Annotated in this window: 15 protein-coding genes; 11 read left to right on the top strand and 4 right to left on the bottom strand. The window is 38.4% G+C overall.

All coding sequences use genetic code 11. The features are described from left to right. The first annotated feature begins 184 nt into the window (after window positions 1-184). Window positions 185-1,081, top strand: a complete 897-nt coding sequence (locus tag IEO70_RS00820) for an NAD(P)-dependent oxidoreductase (protein WP_190996456.1) — start codon at window positions 185-187, stop codon at window positions 1,079-1,081. 47 nt (window positions 1,082-1,128) lie between these two features. Here the strand turns inward: IEO70_RS00820 and IEO70_RS00815 are convergent, their stop codons facing one another. Next, window positions 1,129-2,271, bottom strand: a complete 1,143-nt coding sequence (locus tag IEO70_RS00815; protein ID WP_407948176.1) for an aminotransferase A — start codon at window positions 2,269-2,271, stop codon at window positions 1,129-1,131. A gap of 145 nt (window positions 2,272-2,416) precedes the next feature. Between IEO70_RS00815 and IEO70_RS00810 the strand changes: the two genes are divergently transcribed. From IEO70_RS00810 to IEO70_RS00795, 4 genes are all read left to right on the top strand, one after another. After that, entirely contained in the window at window positions 2,417-2,863 is a 447-nt protein-coding gene (locus tag IEO70_RS00810; protein ID WP_190996454.1) for an RDD family protein, read from the top strand. A gap of 113 nt (window positions 2,864-2,976) precedes the next feature. Further along, complete coding sequence (locus tag IEO70_RS00805; protein WP_190996453.1) at window positions 2,977-4,272, top strand: ATP-binding protein; 1,296 nt, start codon at window positions 2,977-2,979, stop codon at window positions 4,270-4,272. Between the two features lie 80 nt (window positions 4,273-4,352). Then, the gene (locus IEO70_RS00800) at window positions 4,353-5,258 is read left to right on the top strand and encodes a chemotaxis protein (RefSeq protein ID WP_190996452.1); all 906 of its coding nucleotides are present in this window, start codon (window positions 4,353-4,355) and stop codon (window positions 5,256-5,258) included. Between the two features lie 24 nt (window positions 5,259-5,282). After that, window positions 5,283-5,843 (top strand): HD domain-containing protein, encoded by a 561-nt coding sequence (locus tag IEO70_RS00795; RefSeq protein ID WP_190996451.1) that lies wholly within the window; start codon window positions 5,283-5,285, stop codon window positions 5,841-5,843. A 110-nt stretch (window positions 5,844-5,953) separates the two neighbouring features. On the opposite strand, the gene IEO70_RS00790 is transcribed toward IEO70_RS00795, so the two are convergent. Continuing rightward, on the bottom strand, window positions 5,954-6,481 hold the full coding sequence (locus IEO70_RS00790; protein ID WP_190996450.1) for a YkyB family protein: 528 nt from the start codon (window positions 6,479-6,481) through the stop codon (window positions 5,954-5,956). 408 nt (window positions 6,482-6,889) lie between these two features. Further along, entirely contained in the window at window positions 6,890-7,198 is a 309-nt protein-coding gene (locus IEO70_RS00785; RefSeq protein WP_328820838.1) for a penicillin-binding protein, read from the bottom strand. Between the two features lie 461 nt (window positions 7,199-7,659). On the opposite strand from IEO70_RS00785, the gene IEO70_RS00780 reads away from it, so the two are divergent. The 6 genes from IEO70_RS00780 (at window position 7,660) to IEO70_RS00755 (ending at window position 15,219) form a co-directional block, all read left to right on the top strand. Further along, window positions 7,660-9,516 (top strand): SLC13 family permease, encoded by a 1,857-nt coding sequence (locus IEO70_RS00780; RefSeq protein ID WP_190996449.1) that lies wholly within the window; start codon window positions 7,660-7,662, stop codon window positions 9,514-9,516. Window positions 9,517-9,621: 105 nt separating this feature from the next. Then, a complete protein-coding gene (locus IEO70_RS00775; RefSeq protein WP_190996448.1) occupies window positions 9,622-10,824 on the top strand; it encodes an EAL domain-containing protein in 1,203 nt (400 codons plus the stop codon). 193 nt (window positions 10,825-11,017) lie between these two features. After that, on the top strand, window positions 11,018-11,680 hold the full coding sequence (locus IEO70_RS00770) for a DUF3993 domain-containing protein (RefSeq protein ID WP_190996447.1): 663 nt from the start codon (window positions 11,018-11,020) through the stop codon (window positions 11,678-11,680). A 197-nt stretch (window positions 11,681-11,877) separates the two neighbouring features. Further along, window positions 11,878-13,329, top strand: a complete 1,452-nt coding sequence (locus IEO70_RS00765; RefSeq protein ID WP_190996446.1) for a circularly permuted type 2 ATP-grasp protein — start codon at window positions 11,878-11,880, stop codon at window positions 13,327-13,329. Further along, complete coding sequence (locus IEO70_RS00760) at window positions 13,322-14,293, top strand: alpha-E domain-containing protein (protein WP_190996445.1); 972 nt, start codon at window positions 13,322-13,324, stop codon at window positions 14,291-14,293. Before IEO70_RS00765 ends, IEO70_RS00760 begins: the two co-directional genes overlap by 8 nt. Before the next feature lie 71 nt (window positions 14,294-14,364). After that, window positions 14,365-15,219, top strand: a complete 855-nt coding sequence (locus tag IEO70_RS00755) for a transglutaminase family protein (protein ID WP_190996444.1) — start codon at window positions 14,365-14,367, stop codon at window positions 15,217-15,219. A gap of 83 nt (window positions 15,220-15,302) precedes the next feature. Here the strand turns inward: IEO70_RS00755 and IEO70_RS00750 are convergent, their stop codons facing one another. Continuing rightward, the gene (locus IEO70_RS00750; protein WP_190996443.1) at window positions 15,303-15,542 is read right to left on the bottom strand and encodes a glutaredoxin family protein; all 240 of its coding nucleotides are present in this window, start codon (window positions 15,540-15,542) and stop codon (window positions 15,303-15,305) included. Window positions 15,543-15,548: the final 6 nt, after the last annotated feature.

The following is a 15,548-nucleotide window of genomic DNA, read 5'->3' as shown; positions in this document are numbered from 1 at the left end:
TATTTCGACATTATCAGGTTTAAAAAATATATCAAAGGGAATTTGATAACAAAGCAAACTTTGTTGCACATTCAAAGTTAGCTACATTCTCCTTTTTTCCTATATGATTGCGGAGCCTGAATTAAGCAGGCTCTCTTTTTTTGCTATTGCATGAAGAGAAAGAGACAAGAGTAGGTGTGTTATAATGAAGAAAAATGAAATTGAGGTGGAATACATGTCGAAGCAAACAGTCGGATTTATCGGAATAGGCGTAATGGGTAAAAGCATGGCATCACATATAATGAAGGCAGGGTATCCATTAGTTGTTTATACAAGAACGAAGGAAAAGGCTATGGAGTTGTTGGATGAAGGGGCGAATTGGGCTGATTCGCCAAAACAATTGGCAGAACAAGCGGACATCGTCATTTCAATGGTCGGATATCCGCATGATGTCGAAGAAATTTATCTAGGGGAAAACGGAATCATAACGAATGGGCGAGCAGGGCTGTATATCATTGATATGACGACATCAAAGCCGTCTTTAGCAATTAAGCTACATAATGAAGGAAAAGAAAAAGGAATATATGTACTTGATGCGCCTGTTTCGGGAGGCGATATAGGTGCTAAAAATGCCAAACTCGCAATTATGGTTGGCGGCGATGAAGAGGTCTTTAATAATATGAAGCCTTTATTGGAAGTAATGGGAGAAAATATTATTTACCAAGGTAAAGCCGGGTCCGGGCAACATACAAAGATGTGCAACCAAATTGTAATCGCATCTAATATGATAGGTGTATGTGAAGCGATTGTTTATGCGGAAAAAGCCGGGTTAGAGCCGAATAAGGTTCTTGAAAGCATATCCACAGGTGCAGCCGCGAGTTGGAGCTTATCGAACTTAGCACCAAGAATTTTAAACGAGGATTATTCTCCGGGTTTCTTCATTAAGCATTTCGTTAAGGACATGCAAATTGCTTTAGAGGAAGCAGAAGCGATGGATATGGAAACGCCCGGTTTATCATTAAGCAAAAAAATGTATGAAACACTGAATGAACAAGGCGAAGGCAACAGCGGTACGCAGGCATTGTATAAGTATTGGAAATGAAAAAAGGCAGTTGAAGTTTAAAAAGCTTCAGCTGCCTTTTTGAATATTCAACGTTGCAAAAATGTTTCAAGTCGGTTGAGAGCCTGTTCTAAGTTTTCAATTGAATAGGCATAGGAAATCCTGAAATATCCTTCACCGTATGGAGTGAATGCACTTCCGGGAACAACGGCGACTTTGCCTTCTTCAGCGAGCTTCAGAGCGAAGTCGAAAGAAGAATCGTATCCTTGCGGGAGCTTGACGAAAAAGTAAAAGGCGCCTTCTGGTTTCACGACATCCAAATTCATTTTCTGAAGTCTTCCGTATACATAATCACGGCGTTGTTTATACTCCTCCCTCATCGGTGCTGCATCATCGAATCCGTCGGTTAAAGCAGCTAATGCTGCCATTTGCGAGATTGAAGACGCACAGGATACATTATATTGATGCACCTTTAAAATTTGTTGGCATAACTCTTTTTCGGCAAATAAAAATCCAATCCTCCAGCCGGTCATAGAATGGGATTTGGAAAGGCCATTAATGACAATAGTTTGGTCCCTTATATAAGAAGCAATACTTGTATGTGGCTGTTCAAAAACAAGTTCGCTATATATTTCATCAGCAATGACATATATATTATGTTTTTTGATCAGCTCTGCTAATTCTCGTAATTCGCCTTGAGACAGTGTTACGCCTGTAGGATTAGATGGATACGTCAAAATAATACAGCGCGTTCGCTTGGTAATATATTTTTCTAAAATGGTTGCTGTCAAACGAAAATCGTTGTTTGTCAAATCTGCATAAACCGGTTTTGCTCCGCATAAAGTAATGATTGGTTCATAGCCGGGATAAACGGGCGCAGGGATAATAACCTCGCTGTCCTCCGTTAAGATAGTCCGGAGAGCAATATCAATTGCTTCACTTGCTCCAGTAGTGACAATTACCTCATCAGCAGGATTGTAGTATAATTGATATTTTTTATTAACATATCGGCACGCGGCTTCTCTGACTGCGATAAAACCGGCATTGTGTGTGTAGACTGTATAATTGTCATCAATCGCTTTTTTTGCTGCTTCTTTAATATGTTCAGGCGTCGGAAAATCCGGTTGCCCGATTGTAAGTGAAATGACATCTTTATATGGTGCTACCAGATTGGAAAACTTCCTGATTCCGGAAATTTCGATGTTCTTGACCCGATCATTTATGTAGTTCAAAACTTTCCCTCCTATCATCAATATCTCTATATTATCACTTGCATTACATAATTGAAATAATCGTAACTGTGCTAGTTGCAATGTATAGTGTCAGCTATCAAAGGGCATCTTAGGGGCAACTTGCAAATAGTAGGAGGTATTGTATTTGAATTATCAATATGCATCATTTTTCAGTAGAGTGGGCGCTTATTTCATCGACTTATTAATTGTCAGCAGTATATTGACTTTGCTTACTTATTTAGGAGTGCTTTCGTTCTTTGGTATTGATTATGATATTTCTCAACTTAGCGATACTGCATATTCTATAAACAACAACAGAGGGTATATGCTCATTACTATCATCATTGGTATTGCTTACTATGCCGGTTTACAATCTTCAAAATGGCAGGCGACAATTGGGAAAAGAATGATGAAAATAAAAGTGACAACAATGGATGGGAGGAGGATTGGTTTTATCCGAGCTGTGGTTCGATATATAGTGATGTTTGGATTGTCAAATATTTTATTTATCGGTTACTTACTAGCTTTATTCACCAAGAAAAACCAAGCGCTTCATGACTTAATAGCAAGAACACTTGTAATCAAGGATTAGTTTTCTGACGGAGTTATTTTTCTGATATTAATACATAAAATTAATAAATTTGTCACTTTTTAAGTAAAAAATGGTAAAATGGAGAAAATGAGATATTTGGGGAATAGAAGTCTATGCTTTATTTAGAAGAGATATTGCTGCAATTTTTCATAATCATTAGTCCTATTATTTTTTATCAAATGTATTTCAATGATGAAAAGTTATTTCCATTTACATGGAAGCCGCATAGAACGCTGCTAATATTGATGATGTTCTCGAGTTTGATTGTGATTAATTTTCCAATTTTTGTTTACGACGACAAGTTTATATTGGATTTTCATTCTCTGATTATTATGTATGCTTTTTTGTATGGAAATCGCCGATTAGGAGTCTTTCTTGCGGTATTTACTTTATTGTTTCGTCTACTTGATAATTATTTATGGGGAATATATGAATTTGTTCTTTTTCCTCTTATTTATCTGATTCCGATTTTGTTGCACTCACGCTGGAATAAGTTGTTTAAGAAAATGAAATATGTATGGTCGTTCATAATGGCTTTAGTGTCCGTCAGTGCGCATATTCTGATTATTTACATAACGAGCCTGATTAATCCGGCAGAGTTGACAACGGTAAAATTGCCGTGGCTGCTATACTTTTCATTAGCGTACATACTTTTTTTCTTTGTAATAATTTATATAACAGAGTTTATCAGTGAGACAATCCGACTTCGGCGTGCTGTAGAAAACTCTGAGAAAATGATGGTGGTCAGTGAATTGGCGGCCAGCATTGCGCATGAAGTCCGCAATCCGTTAACCGTCGTAAAAGGGTTTGTTCAATTGGTGGAAAAAGACTCTAACGATTCGAATAAAGAATATATGAAGCTCGTATTATCAGAGCTGGACCGGGCAGAATCAATCATTACAGACTATTTGCAGTTTGCGAAGAAGAACCAGCAAAGCAAGGAAATCATTTGTATCTCGCAGTTATTGCAAGCTGTACATACAGTTATGACTTCTTACACAAACATGAAAGGGATTGTTTTCCAGATTTATGTGAAAGAGGAACTGTATATTAAAGGTGATTTAAGCAAGATTAAGCAAGTATGCTTTAATTTAGTGAAAAATTCGGCTGAAGCAATCCAACATGAGAACGGACTAATTAATTTGTCATGCAGCAGCTCTAACAACTATGTAGTGATTGAAATAGAAGATAATGGTGTCGGAATGGAACAGGCCGAAGTTGAAAGAATCGGCGAAGCTTTTTATACAAATAAAGAATCAGGCACCGGTCTGGGTGTCATGGTGACTAAATCAATTATCCAAGATCATGATGGATTCATAGAATATGCAAGCATCAAAAATAAAGGGACAAAGGTAAAGGTTATGTTGCCAAAATATGATGGATATTTAGTGAATAGTGCAAAAAAATGAATATTTTGTAATAAAATAAAGAAACTACGTGTTATAGTATTACTAATTAAAGATAAGTTTAGATGGGGAAGGCGAAAGATATGTTACAAACAAAGGGGATTTTATTAGAAAGCGGTACAAACGAACTGGAAATAGTTGAATTTGGTGTAGGGAATAATCACTTTGGAATAAATGTAATAAAAGTAAAAGAGATTATTAACCCCGTTCCGATCACCGTTGTTCCACAATCGCATAAAAATGTAGAAGGAATAATTGAACTAAGGGGAGAAGTGTTGCCGGTAGTGAATGTTGCTGCAGCATTAGATTTTCCTCCATCAGAGAATCCTGCGCAAGATAAGTTCATTGTAGCGGAGTTTAATAAACAAAAGATTGTATTTCATGTACATAGTGTTACACAAATTCACCGTATTTCTTGGGAGCGAATCGAGAAGCCTTCAGAAATGTATCAGGGTCGTGAAAGTCAAATCATAGGTGTAATTAAATTAAACGGAGATATGATTTTGCTGTTGGATTTCGAAAAAATGGTAGTTGAGATCAATCCGGAATCAGGCATTAGCGTTCAGCAAGTGCAAAAACTCGGCAAGCGGGAGCGCTCCGAGAAAAGAATTGTTGTGGCAGAGGATTCGCCTTTATTGCGCAAACTGCTGAATGATACTTTGACAGAAGCTGGGTATCAATATGTCGAGTTTTTCGAAAATGGGAAGGAAGCTCTAGATTATTTGGAGAGTATTGTCAGTTCCGGCAGAAAGCTCGATGAACAAGTACAATTGATTGTTACCGATATTGAGATGCCACAAATGGATGGACACCATTTAACGAAGCGAGTAAAGGAATCAAAGGATTTCGGGAAACTTCCTGTCATTATATTCTCTTCTTTAATTACGGAAGATCTGAAGCATAAGGGGCAAATGGTCGGGGCTAATGCCCAAGTGAGCAAACCTGAAATTGCTGAATTAATTATGTTGATTGATCAGCACATTTTATAAGCTAGTAGAAGGGATGTTGTAATCATGTCAAAACTAATATTACAAGCTAAGCAATTTGCTGAGCGTGCGCACGCAGGCCAAGTCAGAAAGTTAAATGATGAGCCGTTTATGAACCATCCGATAAATGTTGCTTCAACACTGCAGAGCGCCGGTTTTGACGAAACAGTAGTGGCTGCCGGCTACTTACATGATGTCGTAGAAGACTCGGCTGTTACGATTGCAGAAGTATCCGAACGATTTGGAGAACAAGTAAAAGCACTTGTAGAGGCTAATACTGAAAATGGCAAACTTCCATGGAGAGAACGAAAAGCACAAACGATTGTAAATGCGGAACACGGTTCGCTGCAAGTAAAAGCTTTAATCGCGGCTGATAAACTGGATAATTTATCTAACATCTTAAAATATGAAAAAGATATGGGGGAAGAAGTGTGGTCTGCTTTCACAAAAGGGAAGCAAGATCAATATTGGTACTACTCCAACATATGTGAGGCACTCTTTCGAAATGTGATGAAAGAAAAACTGCCGGAATTCTTTGTGGATTATAAGAAGCTGGTAGAGGAACTTCAAGAGCTCATTATGAAGTAAAAATAAAGCCGCATAAGCAAAAGGCCTTATACGATTTTTCGTATATGTGGACCGTTTGTATATGCGGCTTTTATCTGTCTATATAAGAAAAAATAATAGCTGCTTAAAAGTTACTTGTACATTTTTTTGCCGAGAAAGGAAGATGTGAATACATTGGCTTCGTTTTTACGTTGTGTTGAAAAATATGAACGTTCAAAAGATCTGTTTTGTGTCTTTGCTGTTCGTCTGCGAATGTCTTGCTTAGGTGCTTCTTCTTCTGTCGGACCGATATAAGCATTAAGGATTGCTTTCGCTCTTGTTAAAGACATATGTGTTTTTGGATTTCTTATGTTAAGAGAACGCTTTCCAAGATGCGGAAGGCATTTAATATCCTCTTTAGATGGAGGAAGATGAAATACATAATCTCCGCACTGGATAATGACATCTGATTGTTGTTGGGCGTTTTTGGGGTTATCAGAATAATGGAGACCCAGTTTTAGTGCTTTCCCTTCCTCTATCAATTTTTGAAGAGCTTGTCTTTTTAATTTATAGAGCAATTTTGGCATCGGTGCTGCTTTCGCATGTTTATTGACAATAAATATTGCTTGATAAAGTTCATGTTCTTTAAAGGTTTGAGAATGTGATTGCTTCTCTTCCATTTGGCAACTCCTTTCTTTAAGGTTATACATTATATTTATAAACGTATCCCGATTTGGCGATTTGTCTTTATTATAACATTTTGCTGCGTTAAAGTGATGGAAACATCTAAATATTCCTTATTTTTGACGGTTTTTTTCAAATAATCCGCAAAAACAACATAAATTTGCACGTTTTACTGATTTTCAATGCATTTTGTCAGGGAAAATAACAGAAAGGGGACGGAATTGTGTCCATTTTTCGAGAAGTAAAGGATAAAAATTTGTAGAAAGGAATAAGGAGCATGTAAATTGTTCCTCTTTGCAGCGGGCGGGGACAAACCCCGCACCGAAAAACTCACTAAAGCAACCGCTTGTATCATACTATTTTTAACCGTGTGTGTCTATAGCATATTATTTGTAAATCTTATATTACGTGTAAATATTGATCGTTTCTTGAGTATTTCCATACATCGGATTAAACGGCTGCGGTTGGAAGCTTTGGGGATATGGATACGGTTGCGGAAAATAGCCGTATGGCGGCTGGTAAGGCGGATAAGGCGGATAAGGAGGACAGCACGGCCGATTAAATAATAATGGAGCGACTGCCAGACCTGCGACGAAAGGCAGGATACCGAAACCGAAAAACCGCTCATCCTCTTGGCCTTGTTGAGGAATCGGCAAATTATATCCGTCTGTGTAATAGTAGTAAGGGGGAGATGTGTTTCTGAAATAGTACATTAAAAAACCTCCGTTTCTTCGTTGATTTGCGGGTGTACATTATAGTATGGACATCCGAATTTTATTGAGCCTGTACATATTGAAGCGTTATGTAGAATAGTCTTTTGCCTAATACAAGAAAAGGACCGTGATGATTTTTCTTATTGTATAAGAAATTATAAAAATTCACATTGTGTATAAGTTAAAACAAGTGTATCGACGTCCAGCTCCAGCGCCCAGTACCTATTGCCCTTCGGCAACCATCCTTTCGATAAGTCAACGTTGAAATGTGGAATCGGCCTGCAAGCAAGGTACAGCGACTAAAGGCGCTACGTCCGCATATCTTCGTCGATGTGACTCTCATCCTGAGAGCATCAGTTCATACGATGCTTTTTAGAGGGCGCTTCCGCTTTTGTTCTGTCCATTCGTCCTATATTCTATTATAATAATGTTGATGATACATAAAGCTTGGGGGTTATATATTGACTACTTCACCCATGATTATTACATTCGTTATTTTATTGTTTGTAATTCTATTCTTTATACAAGGAAAATACCGCCCGGATTTTATTTCGGTCGCTTCACTATTGGCGTTGACTGTTCTTGGGGTTTTAACGCCGGAAGAAGCGCTTTCCGGATTTTCGAACAGTATTGTATTAATGATTGCAGGCTTGTTTATAGTTGGCGCCGGTATTTTTGATACAGGACTGGCAAGCAAGATCAGCAAAATGCTGCTTCGTCTCGGAGGCAATAATGAAAGTCGGCTGTTGTTTATTATTATGATAACAGTGAGTCTATTCGGTACGGTCCTTAGTAATACGGGAACGGTCGCAATCCTGATTCCGGTTGTCATGAGTATTGCTGTTCAATTGAATATAAATCCTTCCAAGTTTTTAATTCCATTAACTTACTCAAGCAGTTTAGGAGGCTTACTGACGTTAATCGGTACAACCTCTACGTTAGTTGTAAGCGATGCGCTTGTTCATGAAGGTTATCCTGCGCTTGGTTTCTTTACGATTACCGGTATAGGGTTTATTGCGCTTTTGGCTGGTATGCTTTACCTGCTGACATTCGGCAGAAAGCTTTTGCCGAAGAAACAGACGAATTTAATAGCTGCAAATGATGGTTTTTCGCCCGGTGAGCTTGCGGGGATCTATAAAGTATATGACCATTTGCATTTCATTTATGTGCCGCAATCTTCCGATATTGTCGGAGAGAGAATTGTTGATTTGAGCTTAGCTGGGCAATATGGCATTACAGTTGTAGAGATTGAAAGAAAAGTAAAAGAAAAACTGCCGCTCTTAAACAATACGCAAACAATCGTTGCGAAAGCAGGCGATGTCATCTATCCAGAAGATCTTTTGCTGATTTTTGGAGAATATGAGCAAGTGCAGCTGTTTTCTGATAAGTATGAGCTTGAAGTAAAACAGTTCAGCTTGAATGAAATGAAAGAACATTTTTTAAACAAAACTTTCGGCATGACAGAGATTTTGCTCACGCCGCATTCTTCATTAGAAAATCGAACACTCGCAGATATTCATTTTCGCAAGCGTTATGACTGTAACGTACTGGCTATTAAGCGTAAGGGCCAATACATTCAATCCGGCTTATCGATGGAACGTTTGAAGCAAGGAGATGCTTTGCTTGTTCACGGACAATGGGAAAACATTGAGATGCTGGCATTGGATAAGAAAGATCTCGTTGTGCTGGGAACGGTGTCTAAAGATGCCGATTTAGCTTTTGCGAAAGGTAAAGCCCCGATTGCGGGAGCTATCATGCTTTTCATGCTGGCGTTAATGATTTTTGATATATTCACTCCTGTTATTAGCGTTCTTATAGCCGCTTTTCTAATGGTAGTAACCGGTTGTATTCGTACGTTCGAAGGCAGCTACCAGCGAATTAGCTGGGAAGTAATTGTTGTCATAGCTACAATGCTGCCTATGGCAATCGCTTTGGAAAAAACAGGTGGCATGCAATTTATCAGTAATATAATCCTTGAGTTGTTCGGCGGATTTGGGCCATATGGTGTACTTATCGCATTCTTCATTTTGACAACTGTTTTTTCCCAGTTTATCAGCAATACAGCTACAGCTGTTATTTTTGCACCTATTGCGATTACGACAGCTGTTAGTTTGGGATCGAGCCCGTATCCATTCGTAATGGCGGTTGCCATGGCTGCAGGCATGTCATTTTCAACGCCGATTGCCACACCGGCTAATGTATTGGTAATGAATGCTGGGGGACTGCAGTTTAAGGATTTTGCCAGAATAGGCGTGCCGATGCAAATATTTATCGGCATTATTGTCTTAATAGCATTGCCGATTCTATTCCCTTTTTGAGTAAACTGTTTAATTTTTCTCTTCTATAAAATAGAAAAAATAGTATGATAATGGTAAAATGGAAAGTATATAAAACTATCAAGAATAATGTTCGGGAGGTACAACATGGATAGTATGGAAATGTTGACAAATCTTGAACATCTACAGCCATATTTTCAACCCATTTTCAGTGCGGATGAGCACGTGGTAATCGGGTATGAAATACTCGGACGGTATGTAAATGATTCAGGTACGATAGACGTAGCATCTCTTATGCAAGATGAACAAGTTCCGGAAGAATATCGGATTGAGGTCGACCAATACTTAATTCAGCTTGCCTTGAAGAAGATTAGTGCTTCAGACGAGAATTTTTTAATTTTTATTCGCTGTGAAGCGGATTTGCTAATGCTTGATTATGGTGACAGCTTGCTGGAGCTTCTAAAGAATCATTTGGGGGAAGATGCCCTTTCCCGCGTTGTAATTGAGTTGTCAGAGAACAGATTTAAAGGTGATTTTGATAGTTTGCATCACTTATTGACATATTACAAAACATACGGAATTAAGATTGCGATTAACGATTTAGGATTGAATAGCCATCTTGAAAAGATTGCGACTTTGTCTCCGCAAATTCTGAAGATTAATAATGAATTGCTCATTTCAGAATCGTGGGATACACAAAAGGATTTCATTTCATCAACAGGAATTTTAGCAAGAAAAATAGGCGCAAGTCTGCTTGTTGAAGGAATTGAAGATGTGTATCAGCTGCAGTTTGCCTGGAAGAATGGAGTTCGCTATTATCAAGGGGTTTATTTAGCCGAGCCTGCGGATCATTTTATCGATCGCGAACAATTAAAAGATAAGTTCAAAGAAGAATGCCACCGTTTCATTATTTCTGAAAAAAGAACGCTTGAGAATCGTTATTATGCAAAGAAAAAAATGCAAGAGACAATTCAGACGATTGTAAGTAAAGTAAAACCTTCGAGTGTGGATTTAGTACAGTTGAAGAACTTGGCGACATTACTTGACGACATCTCTTTCCGCTTATATGTATGCGATGAAGACGGATTCCAAACGTCTCCTAATATCGTTCGCAGTAACGGGGAATGGGTTATTCAGGAAGAGTATAAGCAAAAGAACTGGAGCTGGCGGCCATATTTCTTGAAGACAATTATTACGATGCGAAATGACCAGAAGGGTGAGCTGTCGGATTCATACAGCGATATTGAGACAGGCGAGATCATCCGGACATTTTCGGTTCCATTAAACGCTCAAGAATATTTATTCATTGATATATCTTATAACTATTTATTCGAACATGATATTTTTTAAAGCCAGTCCCTTTAAGAGGTCATCCTTTGACTTTTTAAAGGGGCTTTTTGTTTCATACGTTTACGAGTGGGTATAAAAAACAAAGTGATCGCAAACGCTGTCATATATTGTATGTTTTTTACGAACAGCATATATATTTTTATGGCAGCTCATATTGATAAAATATAAATAAGTAGTATAGGAGGAGATGGGAGTGAAGAATAGGTATTGGCTGTTATTGACTGTCATTTTCTTGACTTTTGCGTTTGGGAGTTTTGCTTCAGCTGAAGAGGCAGTAGTGTTCGATTATCAGATGATCGAGTTGACGAAGGAAGCTGCGGAAGTGCCATATTCTTTAAGCGACAAAGGGTATTCATATGTTGAAGTGAAGAAAAAAATGTCGCCATATTTTACAGAATCTTTCATTGAACGATTTATTACCATTAATATGATGAAAGATAAAGACGGACTTTTTTATGTTCTGGGCACGGATTTTCCTATTTACTATATACCCTTTTTTATGTTCGAAGGAGATACTTGGGTGTTAACCGATGCTGAGCTTGACCGAGCGGCTGTTTATGAGTTTTTTCCTCAGTCAACGGAAGGCCCAATCGGATATGATGATCATTATGAAGCAGTTATCTTTGCATGGGTGAATGACCAATGGAAGATAAAAGCTATCGACCCTCAATTTGATCCAAATCAATTTGTAACAGAGGCAAATAAGGAAGTAAACACAGTGAAGGTATCTGAACAGTCAGGCAATATTGAGACTGAAGAATCTAAAGATAGGGAGTCTTCGATTGCTGAGACAGCGAAACATTGTTATCGAATCGTGAAATCTGCCTTATCAAACATATTGGAGTGGAGTTTTTGAGTTACTTTCTATGAAAGTCTGATTAGATAAAGAATCTTTTCAGGCTTTCTTTTTATTATTTCGTGAAAACGCTACCAAAAATTTTTGCAGTTTTTTTGTGAAAAAATTCATGAATAAAAAGGATATTGGCAAAAAATGTCGTATTATATTTCTTATAATAATATAGTTATTTTAATGACAGCGGAGGCGAGGGTTATATGTTTAGACCGTATGAGACCGGGCGGTTTTTTGATGAAATGCTGCAAGGAAAAGAGCCAAAAGAACATTATCAATCATTTTATTCTAAATTATTGAAATTTTCAGAAGAAGAGTTGAGAGAGAAGCACGAGACAGCACAATCCAGTTTCCTGAGGCAAGGAATTACATTCACTGTATATGGTGAAGAGGGTGGTACAGAAAGGACAATGCCGTTTGATTTTGTCCCAATTATTTTCCCGGCTGACACGTGGAAGATGATTGAAAAAGGAATGAAACAGCGAGTAGAAGCGCTCAATTTGTTCCTTGATGACATCTACAATAACCAGAATATTGTTAAGGCGGGAATTGTGCCATCTGAACTCGTAAATGAAAATGCTTATTATTACAAACAAGTAATGGGGACAAAGGTTCCACTTAATAACCACATCTTTCTCGCAGGTATCGACTTAATTCGCGATGAGCATGGAACGTATCGTGTTTTAGAAGATAATTTGCGCAATCCATCCGGAATGTCTTACGTCTATCAGAATAGGTATGTAATGAGACAGGTGTATCCGGAATTCTTTTCAAAACAATCAATTCAGTCATTGGATTATCAACTTTCCATAATGCGATCTGCACTTTTATCACATATTCCATCCAATATGGAGAAACATCGAGATCCTCAAGCTGTCTTGTTGACAGCAGGTGTATACAACTCCGCTTACTATGATCATGTATTTCTTGCACAACAATTGAATATTCCGCTTGTAGAAGGGCGCGATTTGATCGTCAAAGACAGCATTGTTTATAGGAAGACGATTCAAGGACTAAAAAGAGTTGACATTATTTATCGCCGTATCGATGATGATTTCCTCGATCCGAGTGTATTCCGCGAAGATTCCTTATTAGGAGTCAACGGAATAATAGAAGCTTTTAAAAATGGAAATGTAGCGATTTTGAACGCTGTAGGCAATGGCGTGGCTGATGATAAGGCAATGTACGCATATGTGCCGGAAATGATTCGCTATTATTTAAATGAAGAACCGATTATTCCTAATGTAGAAACATATTTATTGAGCTGTGAAAAACAATTGGCTTGGGTTTTGGATCATTTGAATGAATTGGTTGTCAAAAATGTCGGTGCATCAGGTGGTTACGATATGCTTATAGGACCTCACGCGACAAAGGAAGAAATTGAGGCATTCCGCGCAAAAATAATCGAAAATCCAAAACAATACATAGCACAGCCGACCATCAAATTATCAAGAGCGCCTGTCTATCAGCAAGGCAGATTTTATCCTTGCCATATTGACTTGCGAGTTTTTGTCATGAAAGGCGATGATATACATGTCTTGCCGGGAGGTTTATCGAGAGTGGCTTTAAAAGAAGGTTCGCTTGTTGTAAATTCCTCGCAAGGCGGAGGCGGAAAGGACACATGGATATTAAAGGAGGTGTTTCAGAATGCTTAGTCGTGTGGCCGATGCATTATATTGGATGGCAAGATATAGTGAAAGAACAGAAAGCAATGCCCACATTCTCGGTGTACAGCTAGTGAGAATGCTGGAGGAATCGGGCGGAGATGAGACAAATCTCCAAGATTGGAAATCGATATTGGAGATTTGCGGCAATCGCTCTGAATATGAGAGTTTATATGCTGATTTGCGTGTCCGGAAGATTGTTGACTATTTAGCTTTTACAAATAACAATTTAAATGCTCTGTCAGTGATGACGAGCAATGTTCGTGAAAATGCCCGCATGACGCGAGATATCATTCCGAATGAACTATGGGAGGTTTGGAATGAGCTGTATTTATTCTTACAGCATGAGAAATATCAAGCGCGGGCACAGTCGCAATTTTCGCTGCGTGACATAAATACGTTTTTGCAGCGGATTAAGAGAACAACTATGACAGCTACCGGGTTTATAGACTCTGCAATGACGCGCGATGAGGCATATCAATTTATTAAAATCGGAAAAGGCCTTGAGCGAGCAGGCAAAACAGCTTTAATTGTTCAAACGATGCTCCAGCGATCTATTAGAGACGGGGCGAGTTTCAAGGAGTATGATATGAACTTTGCTCTTCAGCTGGTTCATGGCTATGAAGATTACTCTAAAAAGCATCGGACGAAAAGACCGGAGCTGATTTTAAATTATCTAATTACTGATCGTACTTTCCCGGGCTCTGTCCGATATGGACTGGAGACGGTGAGACATGCCATTAATGCGATTGAAAGAAAGCAGGTTGCTCCTTATTCAGTTAAAATGTTCGGTGTACTTGAAGAACTGATGACAGCTGTCAAAACAACCGGTATTGAACAATTCAGTCTTGGAGAAGCGCTGGCATTTACAAGAAATCTTTCTAACTTATGTGCACTTTTTGGCGATGTTTTCTCTTCCACATATTATTTAGTTGAAGCAGACGGGAAAAGATGAATATGTACGCCAAGTAAACAGCCCTTAAGTGAACAACAGTAATTACTCATACTTTACGGGGTGAGAGGGAAATGAAATATAAAATAGTTCATACGAATACGTTCCAATATGAGACGCCTGTCGAACAAAGCTTGAATACGATTCGTCTGAAGCCGAGAAACAACGAATGTCAAAGGTTGCTTTCCTATCGTTCCAGAATTACGCCTGCTTCAATGACAAGTGACCATGTTGATATTTGGGGCAATAATATCGGCAGTTTCTTTATCCCTGAGAAGCATCAGCTCCTCGAAGTGGAAACGAAATCGATCGTAAGCATTCAAAAAGCGCCTTATTTGCAGCAAATTCAGTTTTCTTCAGAAATGAAAGCTATCTTTTATTCGAAATTATTCCATGAGCATTATTTGCCATATTTACGAACGACAAGTTATACGTACTTAGAAAAACAGCAGGTCGATGAAGTGATATCCATAATCGGTCCAAATAGTAACCCGATTGATTTTTCTATTCGGCTGATGGAGTTTTTGTATAATGAATTTACATACAATACGGAGGCGACCACAGTAGAGACAACGGCAAAAGAAGCATTTGGATTAAAGAGTGGTGTATGCCAGGATATAACTCATGTAATGCTCGGCATACTAAGGAAAAATGGCATTCCGGCACGTTATGTCAGCGGTTATTTATATATCGGCCAGAATTCGAATTTAGTTGGGGATAATGCGACACATGCCTGGGTGGAAATTATGGTGCCGGGTATCGGCTGGATTGGCCTTGACCCGACAAACAATGTAGAGGTGTTGGAGAATCATGTGATTTTGTGCAAAGGGCGGGACTATTCAGATGTCAGTCCGCTGCAAGGTGTTTATCACGGTGGTCCGCATACATTAGAGGTTAAAGTAGAAGTAAAAAAGTTGAAGCATGAGTAAGTCAACTAAAGACTTATTCATGTCGTGAAAGCCTGAAAAAGCCAAGTCATTGCGGATATAAACGCATTGTCTTGGCTTTTTTGTTAAGCCTCTGATATGAGTAGTTCTTCGATTCTTTCTTGATCAAAGCCGATAATTGCCTGTTCGTTTATGACGATTACTGGTGTGGAAAATGCGTCATATTTCACCATCATTTCGTTTTTTGCTTTTTTATCACGGGTAATGTTTTTTTCTTCGAATGCGATGTCATGGTTCTTAAAATACAATTTCGCAAACTCGCATGGTGGACAATTCGATTGTGAATAAATAATAACTTTGTTCATGTTGAA

The sequence above is a fragment of the Peribacillus faecalis genome (assembly GCF_014712675.1).
Taxonomy (GTDB): domain Bacteria; phylum Bacillota; class Bacilli; order Bacillales; family DSM-1321; genus Bacillus_AD; species Bacillus_AD faecalis.
The sequence above is the reverse complement of the archived record's forward strand: the minus strand, read 5'-3'. Positions and strand labels throughout refer to the sequence as shown.